General features: G+C 60.8%; 22 protein-coding genes. 18 read left to right on the top strand and 4 right to left on the bottom strand.

Features of this window, described 5'->3' with window-relative positions; translation table 11 throughout:
- Positions 1–3: 3 nt before the first annotated feature.
- The 16 genes from nuoF to QZ571_RS09610 all read left to right on the top strand — a co-directional run bounded on the left by nuoF (position 4) and on the right by QZ571_RS09610 (position 15,905).
- Positions 4–1,299 carry an NADH-quinone oxidoreductase subunit NuoF gene (gene nuoF / locus QZ571_RS09685; protein ID WP_295533894.1) on the top strand — a complete coding sequence of 432 codons (1,296 nt, stop codon included), beginning with the start codon at positions 4–6 and terminating at the stop codon, positions 1,297–1,299.
- Positions 1,296–1,799, top strand: a complete 504-nt coding sequence (locus QZ571_RS09680) for a DUF3291 domain-containing protein (RefSeq protein WP_295533892.1) — start codon at positions 1,296–1,298, stop codon at positions 1,797–1,799. Before nuoF ends, QZ571_RS09680 begins: the two co-directional genes overlap by 4 nt.
- Positions 1,796–2,092, top strand: coding sequence for a hypothetical protein (locus QZ571_RS09675; RefSeq protein ID WP_295533890.1), 297 nt, complete (start codon positions 1,796–1,798; stop codon positions 2,090–2,092). The genes QZ571_RS09680 and QZ571_RS09675 overlap by 4 nt, the downstream gene beginning before the upstream one ends.
- A gap of 67 nt (positions 2,093–2,159) precedes the next feature.
- Complete coding sequence (nuoG, locus tag QZ571_RS09670) at positions 2,160–4,193, top strand: NADH-quinone oxidoreductase subunit NuoG (protein ID WP_295533888.1); 2,034 nt, start codon at positions 2,160–2,162, stop codon at positions 4,191–4,193.
- Positions 4,194–4,199: 6 nt separating this feature from the next.
- A complete protein-coding gene (locus QZ571_RS09665) occupies positions 4,200–4,613 on the top strand; it encodes a hypothetical protein (RefSeq protein WP_295533887.1) in 414 nt (137 codons plus the stop codon).
- 15 nt (positions 4,614–4,628) lie between these two features.
- Positions 4,629–5,666: an NADH-quinone oxidoreductase subunit NuoH gene (nuoH, locus tag QZ571_RS09660; RefSeq protein WP_295533885.1), complete on the top strand. Its 1,038-nt coding sequence runs from the start codon at positions 4,629–4,631 to the stop codon at positions 5,664–5,666.
- 3 nt (positions 5,667–5,669) lie between these two features.
- Positions 5,670–6,161, top strand: coding sequence for an NADH-quinone oxidoreductase subunit NuoI (gene nuoI / locus QZ571_RS09655; protein ID WP_038127110.1), 492 nt, complete (start codon positions 5,670–5,672; stop codon positions 6,159–6,161).
- 6 nt (positions 6,162–6,167) lie between these two features.
- Positions 6,168–6,590: a carboxymuconolactone decarboxylase family protein gene (locus QZ571_RS09650; RefSeq protein WP_295533881.1), complete on the top strand. Its 423-nt coding sequence runs from the start codon at positions 6,168–6,170 to the stop codon at positions 6,588–6,590.
- Positions 6,587–7,195 carry an NADH-quinone oxidoreductase subunit J gene (locus QZ571_RS09645; protein WP_295533879.1) on the top strand — a complete coding sequence of 203 codons (609 nt, stop codon included), beginning with the start codon at positions 6,587–6,589 and terminating at the stop codon, positions 7,193–7,195. The genes QZ571_RS09650 and QZ571_RS09645 overlap by 4 nt, the downstream gene beginning before the upstream one ends.
- Before the next feature lie 49 nt (positions 7,196–7,244).
- A complete protein-coding gene (gene nuoK / locus QZ571_RS09640; protein ID WP_295533878.1) occupies positions 7,245–7,550 on the top strand; it encodes an NADH-quinone oxidoreductase subunit NuoK in 306 nt (101 codons plus the stop codon).
- A gap of 7 nt (positions 7,551–7,557) precedes the next feature.
- Positions 7,558–9,699, top strand: a complete 2,142-nt coding sequence (nuoL, locus tag QZ571_RS09635) for an NADH-quinone oxidoreductase subunit L (protein ID WP_295533876.1) — start codon at positions 7,558–7,560, stop codon at positions 9,697–9,699.
- Positions 9,699–11,237 carry an NADH-quinone oxidoreductase subunit M gene (locus QZ571_RS09630; protein WP_295533874.1) on the top strand — a complete coding sequence of 513 codons (1,539 nt, stop codon included), beginning with the start codon at positions 9,699–9,701 and terminating at the stop codon, positions 11,235–11,237. Before nuoL ends, QZ571_RS09630 begins: the two co-directional genes overlap by 1 nt.
- A 12-nt stretch (positions 11,238–11,249) precedes the next feature.
- Positions 11,250–12,689 carry an NADH-quinone oxidoreductase subunit NuoN gene (gene nuoN, locus QZ571_RS09625; protein ID WP_295533872.1) on the top strand — a complete coding sequence of 480 codons (1,440 nt, stop codon included), beginning with the start codon at positions 11,250–11,252 and terminating at the stop codon, positions 12,687–12,689.
- Positions 12,679–13,437, top strand: a complete 759-nt coding sequence (locus tag QZ571_RS09620) for a biotin--[acetyl-CoA-carboxylase] ligase (RefSeq protein ID WP_295533870.1) — start codon at positions 12,679–12,681, stop codon at positions 13,435–13,437. Before nuoN ends, QZ571_RS09620 begins: the two co-directional genes overlap by 11 nt.
- Before the next feature lie 18 nt (positions 13,438–13,455).
- Positions 13,456–14,232, top strand: a complete 777-nt coding sequence (locus QZ571_RS09615; protein ID WP_295533868.1) for a type III pantothenate kinase — start codon at positions 13,456–13,458, stop codon at positions 14,230–14,232.
- A gap of 47 nt (positions 14,233–14,279) precedes the next feature.
- On the top strand, positions 14,280–15,905 hold the full coding sequence (locus tag QZ571_RS09610; RefSeq protein ID WP_295533920.1) for a ribonuclease J: 1,626 nt from the start codon (positions 14,280–14,282) through the stop codon (positions 15,903–15,905).
- Positions 15,906–16,014: 109 nt separating this feature from the next.
- Here the strand turns inward: QZ571_RS09610 and QZ571_RS09605 are convergent, their stop codons facing one another.
- Positions 16,015–17,637, bottom strand: a complete 1,623-nt coding sequence (locus tag QZ571_RS09605) for a DEAD/DEAH box helicase (RefSeq protein WP_295533866.1) — start codon at positions 17,635–17,637, stop codon at positions 16,015–16,017.
- Positions 17,638–17,898: 261 nt separating this feature from the next.
- Between QZ571_RS09605 and QZ571_RS09600 the strand changes: the two genes are divergently transcribed.
- Positions 17,899–19,779: a sodium:proton antiporter gene (locus tag QZ571_RS09600; RefSeq protein WP_295533864.1), complete on the top strand. Its 1,881-nt coding sequence runs from the start codon at positions 17,899–17,901 to the stop codon at positions 19,777–19,779.
- Positions 19,780–19,789: 10 nt separating this feature from the next.
- Here QZ571_RS09600 and QZ571_RS09595 read toward each other — a convergent pair whose 3' ends face one another.
- The 3 genes from QZ571_RS09595 to QZ571_RS09585 all read right to left on the bottom strand — a co-directional run bounded on the left by QZ571_RS09595 (position 19,790) and on the right by QZ571_RS09585 (position 24,623).
- On the bottom strand, positions 19,790–20,707 hold the full coding sequence (locus QZ571_RS09595; RefSeq protein ID WP_295533862.1) for a M23 family metallopeptidase: 918 nt from the start codon (positions 20,705–20,707) through the stop codon (positions 19,790–19,792).
- A 54-nt stretch (positions 20,708–20,761) separates the two neighbouring features.
- Positions 20,762–23,083, bottom strand: coding sequence for an ATP-dependent Clp protease ATP-binding subunit ClpA (gene clpA, locus QZ571_RS09590; protein ID WP_295533860.1), 2,322 nt, complete (start codon positions 23,081–23,083; stop codon positions 20,762–20,764).
- A gap of 289 nt (positions 23,084–23,372) precedes the next feature.
- Positions 23,373–24,623, bottom strand: coding sequence for an HPP family protein (locus QZ571_RS09585; RefSeq protein WP_295533858.1), 1,251 nt, complete (start codon positions 24,621–24,623; stop codon positions 23,373–23,375).
- A gap of 159 nt (positions 24,624–24,782) precedes the next feature.
- Here QZ571_RS09585 and QZ571_RS09580 point away from each other — a divergent pair, with 159 nt between their 5' ends.
- Complete coding sequence (locus QZ571_RS09580) at positions 24,783–25,880, top strand: transglutaminase-like domain-containing protein (RefSeq protein ID WP_295533856.1); 1,098 nt, start codon at positions 24,783–24,785, stop codon at positions 25,878–25,880.
- Positions 25,881–25,900 lie beyond the last annotated feature (20 nt).

The following is a 25,900-nucleotide window of genomic DNA, read 5'->3' as shown; positions in this document are numbered from 1 at the left end:
ACCATGCTGAAGGATCAAGACCGGATCTTTACCAATATCTACGGGATGCATGACCGCTCACTTGCAGGGGCAAAGGCGCGTGGCCATTGGGATGGCACGGGCGAAATCCTGTCCAAGGGGCGCGATTGGATCGTCGAGCAGGTCAAGGCTTCGGGGCTGCGCGGGCGCGGCGGGGCGGGTTTCCCGACCGGTCTGAAATGGTCCTTCATGCCCAAGGAATCCGATGGTCGCCCGGCGTTTCTCACGATCAATGCCGATGAATCCGAGCCCGGCACCTGCAAAGACCGCGAGATCATGCGCCACGATCCCCACACGCTGGTGGAGGGCGCGCTGATCGCCGGTTTTGCGATGGGCGCGGCGGCGGCCTATATCTACATTCGCGGCGAATATGTGCGCGAGAAAGAGGCGCTGCAACGCGCCATTGACGAGGCCTATGAAGACGGGCTGATCGGTAAGAACGCCTGCAAATCGGGCTTTGATTACGACGTCTATCTCAGCCATGGCGCGGGCGCGTATATCTGTGGCGAGGAAACCGCGCTGCTTGAAAGCCTTGAGGGCAAAAAGGGCATGCCGCGCATGAAGCCGCCATTCCCGGCAGGCGCGGGCCTGTATGGCTGCCCGACCACGGTGAACAACGTCGAATCCATCGCCGTCGTGCCGACCATCCTGCGCCGGGGCGCGGATTGGTATGCGGGCTTTGGCCGTCCCAACAACACAGGCGTCAAGCTGTTCGCGATGTCGGGCCATGTGAACACGCCCTGCGTCATCGAAGAAAGCATGTCGATCTCGATGAAAGAGCTGATCGAGAAACATGGCGGCGGCGTGCGTGGCGGCTGGAAGAACCTCAAGGCGGTGATCCCCGGCGGGGCGTCCTGCCCAGTGCTGCCCGCGCATCTGTGCGAAGATGCGATCATGGATTACGACGGCATGCGCGAGCTGAAATCGTCTTTTGGCACTGCCTGCATGATTGTGATGGATAAAGACACCGACATCATCAAGGCGATCTGGCGGCTGTCGAAATTCTTCAAGCATGAAAGCTGCGGCCAGTGTACGCCGTGTCGTGAAGGCACGGGCTGGATGATGCGCGTGATGGACCGTCTTGTGCGTGGCGAGGCCGAGATCGAAGAGATCGACATGCTGTTCGAGGTCACCAAACAGGTCGAGGGTCACACGATCTGCGCCCTTGGCGATGCCGCCGCATGGCCGATCCAAGGCCTCATCCGCCACTACCGCGAAGAAATCGAAGACCGCATCAAGGCCCGCAAGACGGGCCGCATGGGGGCAATGGCTGCGGAATGAAGCAACCTGCCGGATATCACCTGGCCGAACTCAATATCGGTCGACTGGTTGCCGAACCCGGCGATCCGCGTGTGGAGGCTTTCATGAAAGCCCTCGACGCGGTGAACGGGCTGGGCAAGCGCTCGGACGGGTTCGTCTGGATGATGGAAGGTTCGGGTGAGCCGGGCAAAGGGAATACCGAAACCAAGATCGCGGGCGATGCGCAATTCGTGTCCAACCTGACAGTCTGGGAAGATGTGGCCAGCCTTGAGCAGTTTGTCTGGAACACCGTGCATCGCGCCTTTTACGAGCGCCGTGCGGAGTGGTTCGAGGTGCTTGGAGAGCAGCATTTCGTGATGTGGTGGGTGCCTGCGGGCCATCAACCCACGCTGGATGAGGCGCTTGAGCGGCTTGATGAACTGCGCGACAACGGCGCCTCGGAACGTGCTTTTGGCTGGAAAGACCTGCCCCAAGCCACGCTTTGGAAGATGCGCAATTGTGCGCAGGTGGCGGCGCAATGATGCGGGGCGTTCTCATATGCGTGCCGATGCTTGCGCTGGCGGCCTGTGGAACACTGCCCGGCGGCGACCCGGCTGCCAAAGGCCCCGTGCCGCGCGTCGCCCTTGCGGGATATGCCTCTGGGGTAGATGCCAGCGGGGCGCTTTTGGTCACGCGCGAGGCCACGCCCTTTGGTCAGGATGAAGGGGCCGAGGCACGCCGGTCCGCGGATGCAATTTGTGGGGGGCATGTTGCTTCCTCGATCAACGATCATTACCGGGACGGCGCGTGGGTCTTCCCGAAAGGCTGTGCCTGAGGGCGCGCAAAGAATAACCGCGTGGGGGCAATTGGCCTTCATGCCCAGCAAGAAGTGACGGATAGCCATGGCTGACCTGAGAAAGATCATCATCGACGGCGCAGAGGTTGAGGTCGACCCGAACCTGACGTTGATTCAGGCCTGCGAACAGGCGGGGATCGAGATTCCGCGCTTTTGCTATCACGAGCGTCTCTCGATTGCGGGCAACTGCCGGATGTGTCTGGTTGAGGTCGTAGGCGGCCCACCCAAGCCCGCCGCGAGCTGCGCGATGCAGGTCAAGGATATGCGCCCCGGTCCCGAAGGCGCGCCGCCGGTGATCAAGACGAACTCGCCGATGGTCAAGAAGGCTCGCGAGGGGGTGATGGAGTTTCTGCTCATCAACCACCCGCTGGATTGCCCGATCTGCGATCAGGGCGGCGAATGCGATTTGCAAGATCAGGCAATGGCTTACGGTGTGGACTTTAGCCGCTACCGCGAGCCCAAACGTGCCGCGACCGAGCTTAACCTCGGCCCGCTGGTCGAAACCCACATGACGCGCTGCATTTCCTGCACCCGCTGTGTTCGCTTCACCACCGAGGTCGCAGGCATCACACAGATGGGCCAGACGGGCCGGGGCGAAGACAGCGAGATCGGCTCGTATCTGAACGAGACGCTCGATAGCAATTTGCAGGGCAATATCATTGATCTCTGCCCGGTCGGTGCGCTGGTGTCCAAACCCTACGCCTTCACCGCCCGCCCGTGGGAGCTGACCAAGACCGAGACCATCGACGTGATGGATGCGGTGGGCAGCAACATTCGTGTTGATACCAAGGGGCGCGAAGTGATGCGCATCCTGCCGCGCAACCATGACGGCGTGAACGAGGAATGGATCTCCGACAAGACGCGTTTCGTCTGGGATGGGCTGCGTCGCCAGCGTTTGGACACGCCCTATATCCGCGAAAACGGTCGTCTGCGCAAAGCGGGCTGGGACGAGGCCCTGACGGCGGCGGCGGCTGCGATGAAGGGCAAAAAGGTTGCCGGTCTGGTCGGTGATCTGGTCTCGACCGAGGCGGCGTTCGCGCTGAAATCCCTGATCGAGGGGCTGGGCGGCACGGTTGAATGTCGCACCGATGGCGCGCGCCTGCCGATTGGCAATCGCTATGGCTATGTTGGCAACGCGACCATCGCCGATCTTGATAATGCTGAGATGATCCAGATCATTGGTGCAAACCCCGCCATCGAGGCCCCGGTGCTGAACGCGCGCATCCGCAAGGCTTGGGTGAAAGGTGCGCAGGTCGCGCTGATCGGCGAGGCTTGCGATCTCACCTATGAGTATACCCATGTCGGCACCGACCGTGCAGCTCTTGAAGGGCTGTCGGGGGCCAATATCACCGACGAAACCAAGGCCAAGAACACGGTCGTGATCGTCGGGCAGGGCGCGCTGAGCGAAGCCGATGGCGAGGCCGTTCTGGCCCATGCGATGAAGCTGGCCGACAAATCCAATTCCAAGCTGATGGTGTTGCACACTGCCGCGTCGCGCGTGGGGGCGATGGATGTGGGCGCTGTCACCGAAGGCGGTCTGATGGCCGCGATTGAGGGCGCGCAGGTGATCTACAACATGGGGGCCGACGAGGTCGAGATCGCTTCGGCCTCGGAAGGCGGTCCCTTCGTGATCTATCAGGGCAGCCACGGGGATCGCGGGGCCAATCGCGCCGATATCATCCTGCCCGGTGCCGCCTATACCGAAGAGCACGGGCTGTTCGTTAATACCGAAGGACGCCCGCAACTGGCCTTCCGCGCGGGCTTCCCGCCCGGTGAGGCCAAGGAAAACTGGGCGATCCTGCGCGCGCTGTCGGCGCAGCTGGGTGCCAAGCAGCCTTGGGACACGCTGGCGGGTCTGCGCCGTGCGCTGATCGCCGCCGTGCCCCATCTCGCCAAGGTCGACGAGGTGCCCGAAAACGAGGTCACCTCGATCGCGCCGCGCGATATGGGCAAGGCGACCTTCCGCCCGGCAATTCGCGAGTTTTACCTGAGCAATCCGATTGCGCGGGCTTCGGTGGTGATGGGCGAATGTGCGAGCCTTGCCAAGGCGCGCGCGCAATCGCCAATGGCGGCGGAGTAAACCCAGATGGTGCCAAACCTCCCCCGGATTGCAGCGCTTGCCCCCGGCCTTCTGGCCGGGCTGGCTGCCTGCACGCCCACGGGGGGCAAGGCCTCGGCGGATGCGCCCAAGATCGACTATCGCGGCGTCGAAACACGGCTGCTGGATGACAATCTGGTCGAGTTTCGCGTGGCGCTATCGGGCGAGGGTGTGGATGGCACGGCGGCGGATGCGTATGCACGCTGTGCTGCGGCACAATACGCCCAGATCCGCGGTTATGGATTTGCGCGCCATGTGCGCACGAATGTGAACGAAGAGGGTGGCATCTGGCGGGCGGATGCGGTCTACACCATCTCGCCCGCCTTGCCGCAAGGGCTTAAGACGATCGACGCGGAAGTGACGGTTGGCGACTGTGCGGACCGAGGAATACCGAGCGTATGAGGAGAGTGGGGAACCATGGCTGAATTTTTGGCGACACCGTTTGGCACGTTCGTGCTTATCCTTGTGCAGGGGCTTGGGATCATCGCGTTTGTGATGATTTCGCTGCTGTTTCTGGTCTATGGCGACCGCAAGATCTGGGCGGCGGTGCAGATGCGGCGCGGGCCCAACGTCGTGGGGCCGTGGGGCATTTTGCAATCGGTCGCAGATGCGCTGAAATATGTGGTTAAGGAAATCGTCATTCCGGCGGGGGCCGATAAGGTCGTGTTCTTCCTCGCGCCACTTCTTAGCTTTGTTCTGGCGATTTTGGCTTGGGCGGTGATCCCGTTCGCGCCGGGCTGGGTGCTGGCCAATATCAACGTCGCGGTGCTGTTTGTGTTCGCCGTCTCCTCGCTAGAGGTTTACGGCGTGATCATGGGCGGCTGGGCGTCGAACTCGAAATATCCGTTCTTGGGCAGCTTGCGCTCGGCGGCGCAGATGATTTCCTATGAGGTCTCGCTGGGGCTGATCATCATCGGCGTGATTATCTCGACCGGGTCGATGAATTTCACTGCAATTGTTGATGCACAGAAGGGCAGTTACGGGCTGTTCAACTGGTATTGGCTGCCCCATCTGCCGATGGTGGCTCTGTTCTTCATCTCGGCGCTGGCGGAAACCAACCGCCCGCCGTTCGATCTGCCCGAAGCGGAATCCGAACTGGTTGCGGGCTTTATGGTGGAATATTCCTCGACGCCGTATCTGCTGTTCATGGCGGGCGAATATATCGCGATCTGGCTGATGTGCGCGCTGATGACGCTGCTGTTCTTTGGCGGCTGGCTGTCGCCCATTCCCGGCTTGCCCGACGGGGCGCTGTGGATGTTTGGCAAGATGGTCGTGTTCTTCTTCATGTTCGCGATGGTGAAGGCGATCGTGCCGCGCTACCGCTATGACCAACTGATGCGGATTGGCTGGAAAGTGTTCCTGCCGCTCTCGGGCGCATGGGTCGTGCTGGTCGCGTTCTTGGCGAAATTTGAAATCCTCGGGCACTTCTGGGCCCGCTGGACGATGGGGGGCTGATTGATGGCTTTCGACTATACCCGCGCCGCCAAATATTTCCTGCTGGTGGACTTCATCAAAGGGTTCGGGCTGGGGATGCGCTATTTCTTTGCGCCCAAACCGACGCTGAACTATCCGCATGAAAAAGGCCCGCTCAGCCCGCGTTTTCGGGGTGAACATGCGCTGCGCCGCTATCCCAATGGCGAGGAACGCTGCATCGCGTGCAAGCTGTGCGAGGCGATCTGCCCCGCGCAAGCGATCACGATCGACGCCGAGCCGCGTGCGGACGGATCACGGCGCACCACGCGCTACGATATCGACATGACGAAATGCATCTATTGCGGCTTCTGCCAAGAGGCCTGCCCGGTGGATGCGATCGTTGAGGGCCCGAATTTCGAATTTTCCACCGAGACCCGCGAAGAGCTGTTCTACGACAAACAGAAACTTTTGGATAATGGCGCGCGCTGGGAGGCGGAAATCGCCCGCAACCTCGAACTCGACGCGCCCTATCGGTAAGGCATCATGAACCAGGATTTCACGAAACTCTTTCAAGCGATGGTTGAGCAAAGCCACGAAATGGCGCGCGCGATGAATCCGGCTTTGGAAAGTTTCTCGCCCTCCGCCTTTGAGAAATTCATCCCGTCCATGCCCAAAGACATGCTCGAGATGTTTTTCGGCAAGACCTTCAACCGTGAGGGGCTGGATGCGCGCACGCGCTTTCTGGTCACCATCGCGGGGCTTGTTGTGACCGGATCACAAGGCGAGCCGCAATTGCGCCTCGCGATCCGCAACGCGCTTGAAGCCGGGGCAACACAGCGGGAGATCGCAGAAGTGATCTTTCAGATGAGCATGTTTGGCGGGGTGCCCGCCATGAGCCGTGGCCTAGAGATCGCGCAGGTGGTCTTTAACGAGATGGGCGGCGACAGCGCGGGAGAGAACGCATGACGGTGTTTGCATTTGCCTTCTACCTTTTTGCCATCGTGGCAGTGGTTGCGGGTTTTATGGTGGTGATCTCGAAAAACCCCGTGCACTCGGTGCTGTGGCTGATCCTGACCTTCCTGTCCGCAGCGGGGCTGTTTGTGCTGCTGGGGGCAGAGTTCGTCGCGATGTTGCTGATCATCGTCTATGTCGGCGCGGTGGCAGTGTTGTTCCTGTTCGTCGTGATGATGCTGGACGTTGATTTCTCGGCCCTCAAGGGAGAGCTGGCACGCTATATGCCGCTGGGCCTGCTGGTCGCGGTGATCATGCTGGTGCAGCTGGGCGTGGCACTCGGGGCGTGGAAAACGGCCGATATGGCGCAAAGCCTGCGGATGTCGCCGATGCCCGACGGGATGACGAACACCGAAGCGCTCGGCATGCTGATTTATGACAAATATCTCTACCTGTTCCAGACGGCGGGGCTGATCTTGCTGGTGGCAATGATCGGGGCGATCCTGTTGACGCTGCGCCATCGCACGAATGTCAAACGCCAGAACGTGATTGCCCAGATGCATCGCGACCCGGCCAAGACGATGGAACTGGTGGATGTGAAACCGGGGCAGGGGTTGTGATGATGCGCACGCAAAACAAGGCAGACAATCCCGAGCGGAGGGCACAGGCATGATCGGTTTGGAACATTATCTGGGCGTGGCGGCCGCGCTGTTCGTGATCGGCATTTTCGGCATCTTCGTGAACCGCAAGAATGTCATCGTCATCCTGATGTCGATCGAGCTGATGCTGCTCGCGGTCAATATCAACCTTGTGGCCTTCTCGGCCTATCTGGGCGACCTCGTGGGCCAGATCTTTACCATGTTCGTTCTCACCGTTGCGGCGGCAGAGGCGGCGATCGGCCTGGCGATCTTGGTTGTGTTCTTCCGCAACCGCGGCTCGATCGAGGTTGAAGACGTCAACGTGATGAAGGGGTAAGGGACAGATGGAAACGATTATTCTCTTTTCCCCGCTTGTCGGTGCGATCCTTGGTGGCTTTGGCTGGCGGGTGATTGGCGAGAAGGGCGCGATGGTTCTCACCACGGGGCTGCTGTTTCTGGCCTGCGCCTTGTCGTGGATGGTGTTCCTGACACTCGATGGGCAAACCCATCACATCCACATCATGAATTGGATTCAGTCCGGTGAGCTTGACACCAGTTGGTCGATCCGGATGGACCGGCTGACGGCGATCATGCTGATCGTGGTGACCACCGTCTCCTCGCTCGTGCACCTCTATTCCTGGGGCTATATGGCCCATGACGAGAACTGGACCGACACCGAGCATTACAAGGCGCGCTTCTTTGCCTATCTGTCGTTCTTCACCTTCACCATGTTGATGCTGGTGACGGCAGATAACCTGTTGCAGATGTTCTTTGGCTGGGAAGGCGTGGGCGTTGCGTCGTATTTGCTGATCGGGTTCTATTACAAGAAACCCTCGGCAAATGCGGCAGCGATGAAGGCGTTCATCGTCAACCGCGTAGGCGATTTCGGCTTTCTGCTGGGTATGTTCGGGCTGTTTTACATGACCGGCGCGCTCAAGATGGATGAGGTGTTCGCCGCAGCCCCCGCGCTGGCCGAGACCCAGTTGCATTTTCTGTGGACCGAATGGAACGCTGTCGAACTGATCGGTTTCTTGCTGTTTGTCGGGGCGATGGGCAAATCGGCGCAGCTATTCTTGCACACATGGTTGCCTGACGCGATGGAAGGCCCGACGCCTGTGTCCGCGCTGATCCACGCCGCGACCATGGTGACGGCAGGGGTGTTTCTGGTTTGCCGGATGTCGCCGCTTTATGAATACGCTCCCCATGCCAAAGAGTTCATCCTGATCATCGGCGCGACCACGGCCTTTGTCGCGGCCACGATTGGTCTGGTGCAAAACGACATCAAGCGCGTGATCGCCTATTCGACGATGTCCCAGCTGGGCTATATGTTTGCCGCTGCCGGGGTCGGGGTCTATTCGGCTGCGATGTTCCACCTGCTGACGCACGCGTTCTTCAAGGCGCTGTTGTTCCTTGCCGCAGGCTCGGTCATCACCGCGATGCATCACGAGCAAGACATGCGCAACTACGGCGGTCTTCGCAAAAAGGTGCCGATCACCTTCTGGGCAATGATTGCGGGCACGCTGGCGATTACCGGGGTCGGCCTTCCCTTCACCCATTTCGGCTTTGCCGGGTTCCTGTCCAAAGACGCGATCATCGAAAGCGTGTGGGCGGGCGATAGTTCGGGCTACGGGTTCTGGATGCTGGTGATCGCGGCTGCGTTTACCTCGTTCTACTCGTGGCGCCTGATCTTCCTGACCTTCTTTGGCAAGCCGCGCGGCGATCATCACGCGCATGAGCATGCCAAGGAAAGTTCCTTGGTGATGACGGTGCCGCTGATGGTGCTGTCGCTGGGGGCGATCTTTGCCGGGATGATCTGGTATAACGTGTTCTTTGGCGATCATGCCAAGCTGGTGAAGTTCTTTGGTCTGCCCTCTCACACTGAGCAAATGGCCGAGGGTCACGGCACGGCCACCGCAGAGGGTGCGGGCCACACGATGACCGAGGCACAGGCCGAGGCCGAGGTGACCGCTGATGCCGCGCATTCCCCCGAGATGGGACCGTCGGCGGCGGTGCTCTCTCAGCCGGGCGTCGCACCGCAAGGCGCGATCTTCATGCACGGCGAAAACGCTGTGATCGAGAAGGCGCATGAAGCGCCGAGCTGGGTCAAGGTCTCGCCCTTTGTGGCGATGGTGTTGGGCCTGTTCGTGGCATGGCTGTTCTATATCAAGGATACCACGCTGCCGAAACGACTGGCCGAGGCGCAACCCGCCCTGCACCGGTTCCTGCTCAATAAGTGGTATTTCGACGAGCTCTACGAGGCGATCTTTGTGCGCCCCGCGCTTTGGATGGGATACACGTTCTGGAAGAAAGGGGACGAAGGCTCTATCGACCGCGTCATTGATGGCGTGGCTGTGGGGATCGTTCCGACATTCACGAGGTTCCTCAATAGGATGCAATCGGGTTATCTGTTCCACTACGCTTTCGCGATGGTGATCGGGATCGTTGGTCTGATGTTCTGGGTCTTGCTTAACGGGGGGAGCAACTGATGCAACATCTGCTTTCTATTGTCATCTTTATACCCGCCGTTGCTGCGCTGATCCTTGCGCTGGTGCAACGGGGCGGCAATGAGGCAGCGGACCGCAACGCCAAATGGTTGGCGCTGACGGCGACGGCGGTGACTTTCCTTGTCTCGCTGTTCCTGCTGGCCGGGTTTGAGCCCGCCAATACCGACTATCAGTTCGTCGAGCATTACCAGTGGATCATGGGGCTGCAATATCGTGTGGGCATCGACGGGTTGTCGATCCTGTTCGTGCTGCTGACCACGTTCATGATGCCGCTGGTCATTCTGGCAAGCTGGGATGTGAAGAAACGCGTCAAGGAATACATGATCGCGTTCCTGTTGCTTGAAACGCTGATGATCGGCACGTTTGTCACGCTCGATCTGGTGCTGTTCTATCTGTTCTACGAGGCCTGTCTGATCCCGATGTTCCTGATCATCGGCATCTGGGGGGGCAAGCAGCGCGTCTATGCCGCGTTCAAGTTCTTCCTTTATACGTTTTTCGGCTCGGTCTTCATGCTCGTGGCGATTATCTATATCTATTACCACACCGGCACGACGGATATGCCCAACCTGCTGAGCGACAAGTTCCCCTATACACCGCTTCATGTGTTGGGTGTGACGATCCCGGGCGGGGTGCAAACGCTGCTTTGGCTGGGGTTCTTCATCTCGTTCGCAGTGAAGATGCCGCTTTGGCCGGTGCACACCTGGTTGCCCGCTGCCCACGTTCAGGCCCCGACGGCCGGTTCGATCGTGCTGGCCGCTGTGCTGTTGAAACTGGCGGATTACGGCTTCTTGCGGTTTTCGCTGCCGATGTTCCCGGTGGGCAACATGGTGGTGGGCCCCTGGGCGATGTGGCTGGCGGTGATCGCGATTATCTACACCTCGCTCGTGGCGCTGGTGCAAGACGACATGAAAAAGGTGATTGCCTATAGCTCAGTGGCGCATATGGCCTTTGTGCTGCTCGGGATCTTCTCGGGCACGCAGCAGGGTATCGAAGGCGGCATCATGATGGTTGTGGCCCACGGCTTTGTGTCGGGCGCGCTGTTCCTGTGCGTCGGCGTGATCTATGACCGGATGCACACCCGCGAGATCGCAGCCTTTGGCGGCTTGGCCAAACGGATGCCGGCCTATGCGCTGATCTTCATGTTCTTCACCATGGCAAATGTCGGCTTGCCGGGTACGGCCAATTTCGTCGGGGAATTCCTGATCTTGGTGGGGACGTTCCAAGTGAATACTTGGGCGGCGATGCTGGCCACGACGGGTGTGATCTTGTCAGCGGCCTATGCGCTATGGCTCTATCGTCGGGTGGTGTTTGGCGATCTGATCAAGGAAAGCCTGCGCTCGATCACCGATCTGAGCACGCGCGAGAAGTGGATCTTTGCGCCGATGGTCGCGATGACCCTGATCTTGGGGATCTATCCCGATCTGGTAACCAATATCATCGGACCCTCCGTGACCAATCTGGTCGAGAACTATCACGAAGCCCTGCCGGACAATCTGTTGTCCGACCTGGTCGAACACTGAGGAGCCCCAGAGATGACTGCTTCGGATTTCTCTACCGTCCTGCCGGAATTTTTGCTGTCCATCTTTGCGATGGCGGCTCTGCTGGTCGGGGTCTGGTTTGGCAAGGATAAGCTGGCCTCCACGCTGCTTTGGGCCACCTGCGCTGTGATGCTGGTACTTGCGGCTTGGATCGGGCTGGGCGGCAGTGGCACGCATCAGGCGTTTGGCGGTTTGTTCATCGACGATGCCTTTGCACGCTTTGCCAAGGTCTTGGTGCTGATCGCGGCCGCACTGATCCTCGCGATGAGCGCGGATTACATGGAGCGTCGCGGCTTGCTGCGCTTTGAGTTCCCGATCCTGATCACGCTGTCGGTTGTTGGCATGATGATGATGGTCTCGGCGGGTAACCTGATGTCGCTTTATATGGGCCTCGAGTTGCAATCGCTGGCGCTTTACATCGTCGCCGCCCTGCGCCGCGATAGTGAGAAAAGCTCGGAAGCTGGTTTGAAATACTTCGTCCTTGGCGCGTTGTCCTCGGGCATCCTGCTGTATGGGGCCTCGCTGACCTATGGCTTTGCTGGCACGACACAGTTCGCGGGCATCATCGAAGTGGTGAAGGCCGGGCAGCTGCCGATGGGGCTGCTGTTTGGCATGGTGTTCCTGATCGCGGGTCTCGCGTTCAAGGTCTCGGCCGTGCCGTTCCACATGTGGACGCCTGATGTTTATGAGGGCTCGCCGACGCCGGTGACCGCGTTCTTCTCGACCGCGCCGAAAGTCGCGGCGATGGCGCTGATCGCGCGGCTGATGTTTGACGCCTTCGGTCAGGTTCCCGGCGAGTGGGGCCAAGTGATCGGTCTTCTCGCAGGTCTGTCGATGATCTGGGGCTCTTTCGCCGCCATCAGCCAGCGCAACATCAAGCGCCTGATGGCCTATTCTTCGATCACCCATATGGGGTTTGCCCTGCTTGGCCTGACCGCTGGCACCGTGTTCGGGGTGCAGGCGATGCTGACCTATATGGCGATCTACGTAACGATGAATGTGGGCGTGTTTGCCTTCATCTTGTCGATGGAGCGCGATGGCCAGCCGGTGACCGATATCAAGTCGCTCAACCTGTATGCCAGCCGCGAGCCGACCAAAGCGCTTGCGATGATGATCTTGCTGTTCAGCCTTGCGGGCGTGCCCCCGATGCTGGGCTTCTTTGCAAAATATGCCGTGCTGACGGCGGCCATTCAGGGCGGTTATATCTGGCTTGCGCTGCTGGGGGTGCTGACCTCGGTTGTGGCGGCGTTCTACTATATCCGCATCATCTACTTCATGTATTTCGGCAAAGAGGTCGAGCCGCTCGATCACCGGATGCCGGCTGTGCAATGGGGTCTGTTGGTGGCGTCGGCGCTGGTGACGGTGTTTGGCGTCTTCAACCTCTTTGGTATCGAAGGTGCGGCGCAGGCTGCTGCGGCGGCCCTTGTTAACTAAGGACAAGGGCTGGCCCGAGGGCGTGGCGCGTCACGCCTTGGCTTCGGTCGATTCCACGATGAACGAAGCGGCCCGGCTTGCGCCGGGCCTTTCGGGTCCGGCCTGGATCTTCGCGCGGGTGCAAACGGCAGCGCGCGGGCGCCGGGGCCGGGCTTGGCGCGCACCCGAGGGGAATTTCTCGGCCACGCTCGTGATGCGCCCCGAGGGCGGGCTCCCCCAAGCGGCGCTTTATTCCTTTGTGGCGGCTCTCGCGCTGGAGGCAGCACTAAGCCATGTCGCAGGCCCCCATGCGCGGTTCGCGATCAAATGGCCCAATGATGTTCTGCTTGACGGCGGCAAGATTGCGGGGATTTTGCTGGAGACGCTGGGGCAGGGCGCGCAGCTCAAGTTGGCGATCGGGATTGGCGTGAACCTTGCGCAGACACCCGCGCCCGAAACGCTGGAACGCGAGGCGATGCAGCCAGTCAATCTGGCGCAGCAAACCGGGATGCAGGTGACGCCCGAAGACTTCCTGCCGATCCTTGCGCAAGCGTTTGATCACTACGATCAGCAGTTTCGCGACTACGGGTTCGACGCGATCCGCAATGCGTGGCTGGCGCGCGCCGCGCGCTTGGGCGAGCAGATCACGGCGCGTGTGGGCAGCCAAACCCATCATGGTATCTTTGAGACGATTGATCATAGCGGGGCGTTGATCCTGCGTGAGCAACAGGGGACGCGCGCAATCGCGGCGGCCGATATTTTCTTTTGAGTGCGAAAAGGGGCGGGTATGCTTCTGTGTATCGATTGCGGCAATACCAACACGGTGTTCTCGATCTGGGACGGGAACGCGTTTCTCTCGACTTGGCGGATGGAAACCAATCACAAACGCACGGCGGATGAGTATTTCGTCTGGCTCTCGGGGCTGATGCGCCTGCATGAGATCACCGGCAAGATCACCGAGACGATCATCTCTTCGACGGTGCCGCGCGTGGTGTTCAACCTGCGTGTGCTGTGCAATCGCTATTTCGATTGTCGCCCGATGGTGGTGGGCAAACCCGAATGTGCGCTGCCCGTGGCCCCGCGCGTCGATGAGGGCACAACCGTTGGCCCCGACCGTCTGGTCAATGCGGTGGCGGGGTTTGATCGCCACGGCGGCGATATTGTCGTGGTCGATTTCGGCACGGCGACGACCTTTGACGTGGTGGCGCGCGACGGGGCCTATATCGGGGGCGTGATTGCGCCCGGTGTGAACCTCAGCCTTGAGGCGCTGCACCAATCCGCTGCAGCACTACCCCATGTCGATATCTCCAAGCCGCAAGCCGTTATCGGGACAAATACCGTCGCCTGTATCCAGTCTGGCGTGTTTTGGGGCTATATTGGTCTTGTCGAGGGTATCGTGCGCCAGATAAGGGTCGAACGTGACCGCCCGATGAAGGTGATCGCCACCGGAGGGCTTGCGCCGCTGTTTGATCAGGGGTTCGATCTTTTCGACAAGGTCGAGGAAGACCTCACCATGCATGGCCTTCGCCTGCTGAATGACTACAATAAAGGACTGACCGCGTGACAGAACGATTGATCTATCTTCCGCTTGGTGGTGCCGGCGAAATTGGCATGAATGCCTACGTCTATGGCTATGGGCCGGCGGGGAAAGAACGGCTGATCGTGGTCGATCTGGGCGTGACCTTCCCTGATATGGACAGCTCTCCCGGCGTCGATCTGATCATGGCCGATCTGGCTTGGCTTGAGGACAATGCCGATCGCATCGAGGCGATTTTCATCACCCACGCCCATGAAGACCATATCGGCGCGTTGGCCCATGTTTGGAACAAACTGCGCAAACCGGTCTTTGCGCGCGCCTTCACGGGCCGCATCGGGCAGCTGAAACTCGAAGAGGCCGGGATTCCCGCCGAAACGATCCAGATCGTCGAGCCGCGCCCGCATGCCATCGACGCCGGGCCGTTCACCGTGCAATTCGTGCCGGTGTCGCACTCGATCCCCGAAAGTTCGGCGCTGGTCATCGACACGCCTGCCGGGCGCATCGTGCATACCGGCGATTTCAAGCTGGATGGCAATCCGATCGTGGGCGAACCCTTTGATCCGATCCTGTGGCACGAGATCGCGCAGGAAGGTGAGGGCGTGAAAGTCCTGGTGAGCGATTCCACCAATGTGTTCTCGCCCGCGCCCGGTCGCTCTGAGGCGACCTTGGCCGAACCGCTGACCAAGTTGATCGCCGAGCAAACCGGGATGATTGTGGCCACAACATTCGCGTCAAACGTGGCGCGTCTGAAAACGCTCGCTGAGGCGGGCGTTGCGGCGGGGCGCTCGGTCTGTCTGCTGGGGCGCGCGATGAAACGCATGGTGGGCGCTGCGCAGGAAACTGGCGTGCTCAAGGGGATGCCCGGCACGATCCCGCCCGAAGAGGCGATGGATGTGCCGCGTGGCAATCTGATGCTGATCGTCACCGGCTCGCAGGGCGAGCGGCGCGCCGCCTCGGCACAGCTTTCGCGCGGGAAATATCTGGGTCTTGAGATGAAAGAGGGCGACAGCTTTCTGTTTTCGTCCAAAACCATTCCGGGCAATGAGCGCGGCGTGATCCGCATCATGAACGCCTATTCCGAGATGGGCGTGGATGTGATCGACGATCATGACGGGCTGTATCACGTCTCGGGCCACGCCAACCGCCCCGATCTTGAGGCGGTGCATGACCTGCTGCGCCCGAAAATCCTGATCCCGATGCATGGTGAGCACCGCCACCTGCGCGAACATGCCAAGATCGCGCAAGCCAAGGGGATTGCCTCGGAAGTGGCCACCAATGGCTCGATGATCGATCTGACGGGCACGGTGCCCAAAGTGGTCGAATATATCGAGGCCGGGCGGACTTATATTGATGGTTCGGTCAAAATTGGCGCGATGGACGGTGTGGTGCGCGGGCGGATTCGCATGGCGCTGAACGGTCTGGTTCTGGTCACGGTGATTCTGGACGAACAGGATCAACCGCTTGGTGATCCTTGGGTACAGACGATGGGTCTGCCCAAGCAGGGTCGCGGCGGTGCCATTTTGATTGATCAGATCGAAGATGAGATGTCGGATTTCCTCAACCGTGCTCCGGCAAAAGTGCTGTCGAATGACGAGAAGATGGATGAGGCGCTGCGCCGTATCGCGCGTCAGGTCTCGATGGAAGAGATCGGCAAAAAGCCCGAGGTGATCGTGGTGACCTCGCGCTTGGTCGACGAATAGGCCAAGGCGAAAAACCGGGCAGGGCGGCGATTGCGCCGCCCCTCGCTGTGGGCATGAAAAAACCCGCCAGAGGAAACTCTGGCGGGTTTTGCTATTCAAGAAACGTAGCTTAGCTGTCCGCGCTATCCTCGGTTTCCACTTCGCTTTCCGTGTCAGGTTTGCTGGTGCGGAACGAGCGGGTCAGGAAGTCGGGCATATGATCGCCCATCCCGACGACCGAACCACCACGCTCCGACTCGCGCCGATTGCGGCCACCGCGCGCGCGGCGCGTGTCATCACGCTCGTGGTTGGTGCTGGGCTCGGACTTGGCAGCGACAGCTTGCACCGGAGCGGGCGCAGGAACTGCGACAGGCTCGGGGGCAGGGGCCGTTTCGGCCACCGGAGTTTGCACAATCGGGGTTGTCGCGGCCGAATCGCCCTGTTGATCGGACTTGTTATGATCGCGCGCCGGGCGCGGGCCACGGTTTGACCGAGCGCCGCCCTCGCGGGTGCCCGTTTCGCGCGTGCGACCGCCACGGCCGCGACCGCCTTTGGCATCATCGCGCTTTTGCGGCGCGGTTTTGGCCCCTTCGGACAGCTCGAACCCCTCGGGCGGCACAGCGCGCGGAATTTCCGTCTCGATCAGGCTTTCGATGCCATGAAGATACTTGTCATCCGAGGGCGTCGCGATCGAGATCGCCGCGCCCTTGCGCCCGGCGCGCCCGGTGCGCCCGATGCGGTGAACGTAATCCTCGGCATGCATCGGCAGATCGTAGTTGAACACATGGCTGACGGCGGGAATATCCAGACCGCGCGCGGCCACATCCGAGGCAATCAGCAGTTTCAACCCGCCATCGCGGAACGATTCCAGCGTGCGCGTGCGTTGGCTCTGTTCCAGATCGCCATGGATCGGGGCCGCATCAAACCCGTATTTCTGCAGGCTTTTCGCGACGATATCGACATCGACCTTGCGGTTGCAGAAGATGATCGCGTTGGTGCAGGCCTCGCCCTCGGCCTCAATCAGCGCGCGCAGCAACTCGCGCTTGGTCTTTGCCGTCTGGTCGCGCCGCTCGGGCGTGATTTGCACCAGTTTCTGGGTGATATTCACCCCCGTCGTCGCCTGACGGGCTACCTCGATGCGCACCGGGGCGTGCAGGAAGGTGTTGGTGATGCGCTCAATCTCGGGGGCCATCGTGGCGGAGAAGAACAGCGTTTGGCGGGTGAAGGGCGTCAGTTGGAAAATGCGTTCGATATCGGGGATAAAGCCCATATCGAGCATCCGGTCGGCCTCGTCCACGACCATGATTTTCACATCGGTCAGGATCAGCTTGCCACGTTCGAAATGATCGAGCAGGCGGCCGGGCGTTGCAATCAGCACATCGACGCCCTTGTCGATCAGCTTGTCTTGCTCACCAAAGCTGACGCCGCCGATCAGCAGTGCGCGGGTGAGTTTGGTGTTCTTGGCGTAAAGATCGAAGTTTTCAGCGACCTGCGCGGCCAGTTCGCGCGTCGGGCACAGCACGAGGCTGCGCGGCATGCGCGCACGTGCGCGACCCCGGCGCAGCAGCGTCAGCATCGGCAGCGTGAAGCTTGCTGTCTTGCCAGTGCCGGTCTGCGCGATGCCCAGCACATCCTTGCCCTCAAGCGCGGGCGGGATTGCATCGGCCTGAATCGGCGTGGGCGTTTCATAGCCCGCATCGGCAACAGCAGACAGAACCTTGGGGTCCAGTTTAAGATCAGAGAATTTCGTCATCGTCGTCCTTAAGTTTCCTGATTACGTCCGGTGGCTGCCGCATCGGGCGGCGCACACATGAGGGCGCAACGGAAATTGGGCGCCCTGACCTGACCTCGCCGGATTGCGAGGCTGAAAATCCCCTAACTGATTGCGGTGCAAAGGTCAATCTTTGCGCGCGCCATGGCCGTTTATCGCCTCTTGCATAACATGCGGGAACCTGACCTTTTGGAGTGGGTTTGGCCCGTATCTGAATTGGGCCGCATTGTTTGAGGGACAAGTATGGCAGTTGCAGAAACGGTGGGGCTTGGTCCGGTCATGGCCTTCGGGCTTGTCGGGGTGTTTGGCGTTGGGGCGCAATGGCTTGCGTGGCGGCTGCGGCTGCCCGCTATCGTTCTCATGCTCGCGGCTGGTCTGATCGTGGGGCCGGCGACGGGGCTGTTGAACCCGAGCCTCGAATTTGGCGATCTTCTGGGGCCGTTGATCGCGCTTGCGGTGGCGGTGATCCTGTTCGAGGGCGGTTTCACGCTCGATCTGCATCGGCTGGGTGATGCTAGATCCGGCGTCGCGCGGCTGGTCTTTATCGGCGCACCGCTGGGCTGGCTTTTGTCAACGCTGGCGCTGGTTTACGGCGCGGGGCTAAGCTGGGAGGCGGCCTCGGTCTTTGGCGGCATCATGGTGGTGACTGGCCCGACCGTGATCGCGCCCTTGCTGCGAACCGCGAAATTGGCGCGTCGCCCCGCGCGGCTGTTGCAATGGGAGGCCATCGTCAACGACCCAATCGGGGCGCTGGCCGCCGTGCTTGCCTTTGAGGTGGTGGTGACGCTGCGCTCGAATCTGTCGATGGGCGAGGCGATCTGGCATCTCATTTTGGGCATCGTTTTTGCCGGGGCAGTTGGCGGGCTTGTCGGCTACGCGATTGCCTGGACCTTCCGGCGCGGAAAAGTGCCCGAATTCATGAAAGTGCCAGTGCTGTTCGCAACCCTTTTGGCGACCTATGCGGTGACCAATTCGATGCTGCATGAAAGCGGGTTGTTGGCGGTGACGGTGATGGGGCTGGTGATTGGCAATGCCGATTTGCCCTCTTACGAGGAACTGCGCCGCTTCAAGGAACATGCGACCGTGCTGCTGGTCTCGGGCGTGTTCATCTTGCTGGCGGCCAATATTCAGGTCGACCAACTAGCCGCGCTGGATTGGCATGCGGCGCTGTTTGTGGCGCTTGTGGTGCTGGTGGCGCGGCCCTTGACGGTCCTGATTTCCTTGATCGGGACGGGGTTGGCGCGCAATGAACGGCTGCTGATTGCGCTGACCGGGCCGCGCGGTGTGGTGCTGGTCGCGGTGGCGGGGCTGTTCGGGCAACGGCTCGCCGATCTGGGGGTGGCGGATGGCGCGCGCATCGGGCCGCTGGCCTTTGTGTTGGTGCTGGTCACGGTGATCGTGCATGGCTTCACGCTGGCGCCCTTGGCGCGCAAGCTTGGTCTGGCCAATACCGACAAGCCGGGGCTGCTGATCGTCGGGGGATCGCGCTTTACCACCGCGTTGGCGCAGGTTCTGATGAAGGCCGAGATTCCGGTGCTGATCACCGATCCCAACCACGCCCATCTGATCCGCGCGCGCGCTTCGGGGGTCAAGACGTTTTACGGCGATATTCTGGGCGAGGCGGCTGAAGATTCGGTTGAGTTGATGTCCTATTCCACGCTGCTCGCCGCGACCGATAATGACGCCTATAACACGCTGGTGGCGACCGATCTGGCCCCGGAACTGGGGCGCGACAAGGTGTGGCAAGTGCCGCGCCTGAAGGATGATCGCGAACGTCACGCGCTGCCGACACAGCTTGGCGGGCGGCGCTTTGGGGCCGGGCGCACGCTGGAGGGGTGGGAGACGCTGCTCGCGGAAGGCTGGGTCTTTCGTACCACCCGCATCACTGAGGAATACGCCTTGTCGGATTGGCGTAAAAAACGCCCTGATGCGGCCCCGGTTCTGGTGGTGTCGGCCAAGGGAGAGTTGCGCTTTGTCACCGACCCCGAGGCCATGAAGGCCGAGACGGGAGCGCGGATTTTTTCGCTATTGCCCGCAAAGACGCTGGAAGAGGAAAGCGTTGCGCGCGCCAAGGACGCGGAAAAACCGTCTGGTCAGCCGGGGCCTGCAGCGCCCATTCCCTAAGCGGGGGGCGTTAGCGCCCCAGCGTGATGGTTTGGCTGCGCTGCGCGATTACAGCGCCGTCGCGTCGCAGCGTGACCGTGCCTTGATAGGGTCCGGGAGGCCATCCGCCGGGCGGTGTTTTCTTGCCCGCAAACTGGAAAAACAACGCTTTGGGCTTTGTCATCGTGCTGTCATGGGCAAAGTGAAAGCCGTCGGGCCCTTGTAGGCGAAGCGTGATTGTATCGCCCGCCTGTGCGCCAAACCCATAGACCCAGACAACCAATGCTGCTCCGTCTCTTGGCAGCGATGCAACGGGGGCGATCCCCGATTTGATCGCCTCATATCGCGGTGGCGTATCGGCCAGTCCAAGCTGCAACAGCCCCGAGGAGGTGTAGGGAATGGGCTTGGCCCATAGCTCTTGTTGCGCAATGTTGTGGGCGCACGTTTGCGCCATATCCGGGTCAAACGGGTCGATGATCTTGCCATTATGGCGCAGCGAGAGGTGGAGATGGGGGAACTCGGCCTTGCCCGATTGTCCCACAAGGCCCAAAACCTCGCCCGCCGTGATCTGAGCGCCCGGTTTGACCGCGATAGAGCCATCGCGCATATGGCAATACTGGGTCTCCCAGCCATCGCCGATCTCAACCAAAATTCCGTTGCCGCAATCCTTGCCCGCAACCGAAGCGCCGTTGACGAAGGCGCGGTCGGGTTCACCATCGCGGATCGCCTTGACCCTGCCGGAGGTCGCTGCCAGCACCTGCACTCCCGCTAGCATTGCGGCCTCATTGGGCAGGGCAAAATCGGTGCCCTTATGCCCGTCATAGGTCAGATGTCCGCAGCCGACATCCCCGGCTCCGGGGCCGGGATCGCGATCAACATAATTCTGAATGTAGCAGCTTTGTCCGAGCGTGCAGTCGATCGGTTGCTGTAAAGAAATCGTCCCGGCCATGCAGGGCAAGGCCGGGACGAGGAGGCTTATCAAAGCGGCGCGTAGCACGCGTGCTTATTCGGCTGTCAACAAGGGTGGTTTCGCACCCGAGATCCGCTTTTTGCCAGGTTCTTCGACAGTGATCACAAGATCGTCGTCTTTGACGGAGACCTTGGCCAGGCCGCCCTTGGTCAGTTTGCCGAACAGCAATTCTTCCGCGAGCGGCTTTTTGATATGCTCTTGAATGACGCGGCCCAATGGGCGCGCGCCCATCTTGTCGTCATAGCCCTTTTCGGCCAGCCAACTGGCGGCTTGCGGCGTCAGTTCAATATGCACATTGCGATCAATCAACTGGGCTTCAAGCTGCAGGACGAACTTGTCCACCACCTTCAAGATCACATCGCGCGACAGCGGTGCAAAGCTGACCACCGCATCCAGTCGGTTGCGGAATTCGGGCGTAAAGGTGCGCTCGATTGCGGCGGTATCCTCACCCTCGCGGCGGTCGCGGCCAAAGCCGATCGCAGCCTTCGCCATGTCCGAGGCCCCCGCATTCGAGGTCATGATCAAGATCACATTGCGGAAATCCACCGTGCGACCGTTATGGTCGGTGAGTTTGCCGTGATCCATCACCTGCAGCAGGATGTTATAGACATCCGGATGCGCCTTTTCCATTTCGTCGAGCAACAGCACGCAATGGGGATGTTGATCGACCCCATCCGTCAGCATCCCGCCCTGATCAAACCCGACATAGCCCGGAGGTGCGCCGATCAAGCGTGAGACGGCGTGTTTCTCCATGTATTCCGACATGTCGAACCGCAAGAGCTCCACGCCCAGACTGTCGGCCAACTGGTTGGCAACCTCGGTTTTGCCGACGCCCGTGGGGCCTGCAAACAGGTAGTTGCCAATCGGCTTTTCAGGCTCGCGCAGGCCAGCCCGCGCCAGTTTGATCGCCGAGGCCAACGTCTCAATCGCCTTGTCTTGGCCAAACACCACCCGTTTGAGCGTTTTCTCAAGATCGCGCAGCACTTCTGCATCGCTTTTGGTGACCGATTTCGCCGGGATTCGCGCAATTTTTGCGACCACGGCCTCGATCTCTTTCGGGCCGATGGTTTTGCGTTTTTTGCTTTCGGCCAGCAGGTGCTGGGCCGCGCCCGCCTCGTCGATTACGTCGATCGCCTTGTCCGGCAATTTTCGGTCATGGACATAACGCGCCGCCAATTCAACAGCCACTTTGATCGCATCATTGGTGTAGCGAATATCGTGGTGCTTTTCGAAATAGGGCTTCAACCCCATCAGGATCTTGATGGAATCGGGCACCGAGGGCTCATTCACGTCGATCTTCTGGAAGCGACGCGACAGCGCGCGGTCTTTTTCGAAATGCTGGCGGAACTCTTTATAGGTGGTGGAGCCCATCGTGCGCAGCTTGCCGCCCGCCAAAGCGGGTTTGAGCAAGTTGGAGGCATCCATCGCCCCGCCACTCGTGGCACCGGCACCGATCACGGTATGGATCTCGTCGATGAACAAGATCGCATCTTTGTGCTCTTCCAGCTCTTTGACGACAGCCTTCAGACGTTCCTCGAAATCCCCGCGATAGCGCGTGCCTGCCAGAAGCGCGCCCATATCCAGCGAATAGATCGTGGATTTCGACAAGATTTCCGGCGTTTCGCCGCGCGTGATCTTAAGCGCAAGCCCCTCGGCAATCGCGGTTTTACCCACGCCGGGATCGCCCACCAGAAGCGGGTTGTTCTTGCGGCGACGGCACAGCACTTGAATGCAACGCTCAACCTCTTGTTCGCGCCCGATCAGCGGGTCGACATCGCCCTTTTCGGATTTGACGTTGAGGTTGACGCAATACTTATCGAGCGCCGATTCCTTGGCTTCGCCGGGCTGCGCGGCCCCCTCGGCTTTCTGTTCTTCCTCGGCCCCCGTCACCGGGCGGGCCTCGCCAAATTCGGGGTCCTTGGCAACGCCATGGGCGATGAAATTCACCGCATCATAGCGCGTCATATCCTGTTCTTGCAGGAAATAGGCGGCATTGCTTTCGCGTTCGGCAAAGATCGCGACCAGCACATTGGCCCCCGTCACTTCCGAGCGCCCCGAGGATTGCACATGGATCGCAGCGCGCTGAATCACGCGTTGGAAAGCGGCAGTGGGCACCGCTTCAGAGCCCTCAACCTCGGTCTCCAAGGTGGACAGTTCTTCGTCGATGAACTCCACCAAGGTCTGGCGCAATTCATCAATATCGACGGCACAGGCGGTCATCACGCGCGCCGCGTCAGGTTCGTCGATCAGCGCGAGCAAGAGATGCTCCAGCGTGGCCAATTCGTGGCGCCGGGCATTCGCCAGCGCAAGTGCGCCATGAATCGCCTGTTCGAGCGTGTTGGAAAACGATGGCATGTTCTGCTCCTTATCCTGCGGATGCGGCGCGGGCGAACCCTCCACTTATCCTGGCCTCATATAGTTAAAGTTCGGTGGATTTGGCCGCGCTTCAAGTCTTTTGTGCCCAAAAAACGCCATCGATACGAAATGCGCTATAAAAACAGCCGCTTTCGCGCGGCGATGGTGCGCTGGCGCACGGAGCGTGCGCAATATCTTGGGGGTTTGTGGGTTACCCAGACGAAATGGGGGAGAGGCGGCTATGTTTCAAGAGCCATGCACAAACCTTGGGCGACTCGGCGTGCGCTTGCTAGATTTCTGTTTGGCGCCGCTCGGGCTCGGGCGCTTGGGGTGGTGCCACGTTTGGCTCGCTCGGGACGGTGTCGATTGCGGCGGCATCCCCGATAGCGTCGTCATGGGGCGCGGCGGGAGAGTGTTTGAGCAGCAGGGTCATGATGTCGGTGCGCGTCAGGATGCCTTTCAGATGGCCCGCTTCGGTGACAGGCACCACGCGGGCCTCGCGCCGTGCCAGCCGCTCGAGCAGGGTGCCCACGGGGGTGTCGCCCTCGACGGTTTGCACTTCGGTGTGAAAGATCGCGCGCGCCTCGGCTTCGGGCGGGGCGGCGCGAAAGCGGAACGGGCGGCGCAGCAGGTCGAATTCCTTGAACAGCTCATCAAGCGCGTCATGCTGATCGACGAGGCCCAGATAATAGCCAAGGCTATCGACCACCGGCAACGTGTGCACATTGAGGGTGGTCATCTTGCGCACGATCTCGCTTAGCGGGGCCTCGGGGGTCACGGTGACGGGGTTGTGCGTCATGATATCGCGCACCCGAGTGCCCGCAAGCAACGCCTCGGCGGCGCGGTGTTCAGCAGCCGCCATCAACCGCGCCAGATCGGCCGGGGCGAGGTTGGCGGAATGATTGAACTCGACAAGCAGATCGGCCAGGTCGCGCTGGCTCAGCGTGCGGGCAGGGCCACGCGTGCGCATGTTCTGATCTGAAGTCGACGAAAGCGGTCGGGTCGGGTAGGAAATGCCGAAGAGGCGATTGTAGATCATCGCGAAGACGATCAGCACCCCTGTCAGCGTGGCGATGGGAAAGATCGCAAACTCTAGTCCCAGATGACGCCCCGCCTCATGTTCGAGCACCACCAACAGCGCGATCCCCGCAGCAGGCGGATGCAACGCGCGCGCCGCCATCATCGTCGCAATCGCAGCCGCCACGGCCAGCCCGTCGGCATAGGGGGGCGGGATCATCTGCAACACCAAGATCGGCACCACGGCAGAAATCAGCATTCCCATCATCGAGGCCCAAGGCTGCGCAAGCGGCGAATTGGGCAGCACGAATAATAGCACCGCTGTCGAGGCGAAGGATGAGACCAGATAAATGCCCGCCTGACGCGAATGGGGCAGGGTGTCGACGACGAAGGTCACAAGGAAAATCGCAAGACCCGCGCCGATTGCGCCACGCAGAATATCAATCCCCGGTCGGCGCCCCATCGAGGGGCCGAAACGGCGGATTTGGCGGCGAATTTCTTGGGATAAAACAGGGAGGGGCATGCGAACTGGACTTGTGAACGGGCGTGATACATATCGCCGCTACTGGCGTTGGATGCAAGCAGGGCGCGCAATTGGGCGCTGGGGAGGGCGAGGCTCTGGCGGCCTTGCTCTTGCGCGTGCTCAAGCCTACAGACGGGCCAGAAAAAACGGAGCGCAGCCATGCAGATCACCAGACGCACCCTTATGAAGATCGGCTCGGCCTCTGCGCTTGGCGCGATGCTGCCAACCATCGCGCGCGCGGGGTTTACGCCCAAACCCGATGGCTGGCGTCATTTTGAATTGCGCACCCGCGTCACGCTGCCTGCCAGCGAGACGGGCGCGCAACTCTGGCTGCCCGTGCCTTCGGTCACCGCTGCGGATTGGATGAAGCCGGGCGCGATCAGCTGGACGGGAAACGCCGATAGCGCCAGCGTGCAGACCGACCCCATCAAGGGCGAAAGCTTTGTGCATGCGATCTGGAAGGGTGGCAACGAGGCGCATACGCTTGAACTCAGCACGATCGCCGCGACGCAGAATCGCGCGGTGGACCTGTCCGCCCCCTGCAACGTTCCGGCGCTCAGCACGCAGGACCACGCGCGCTACACCGCGCCGACGCATCTGATCCCGACCGATGGGTTGGTGAAACAGACCTCCGATCAGATCACCAAGGGCGCTACGTCCGATCTGGACCGCGCTCGCCGCATCTACGAGTGGATCGTCGAGAATACCGTGCGCAATCCCAAGACACCCGGTTGTGGCTTGGGCGATGTGGCCTCGATGCTGGCGATGGGCGATCTGAGCGGGAAATGCGCCGATCTTAACGCGCTGTATGTTGGGCTGGCGCGCGCGGCGGGGCTGCCGGCGCGCGATGTTTACGGCATTCGCGTAGCACCCTCGAAATTCGGCTACAAAAGCCTTGGCGCGAATTCCCCCGATATCAGCAAGGCGCAGCATTGCCGGGCCGAAGTGTTCCTCACGGGCTTTGGTTGGGTCGCGGTGGACCCCGCCGATGTGCGCAAGGTCATGTTGCAAGAGGGCGCGGGACATCTGGCGCTTGATAACCCCAAGGTGGTCGATGTGCGGCGCGCGCTGTTCGGGTCGTGGGAGGGCAACTGGGTCGCCTATAACTACGCCCATGACGTGACGCTGCCGGGCTCACGCAATCCGATGCTGCCCTATCTGATGTATCCGCAGGCTGAAATTGACGGAAAACGCCAAGATTCGCTGGATCCCGAGGCGTTCGTCTACCAGATCACCGCGCACGAACTAAGCGCCTGATCTGATCGCAGGATGATCTG

Source organism: uncultured Thioclava sp. (genome assembly GCF_913064665.1).
GTDB lineage: Bacteria > Pseudomonadota > Alphaproteobacteria > Rhodobacterales > Rhodobacteraceae > Thioclava > Thioclava arctica.
The sequence above is the reverse complement of the archived record's forward strand: the minus strand, read 5'-3'. Positions and strand labels throughout refer to the sequence as shown.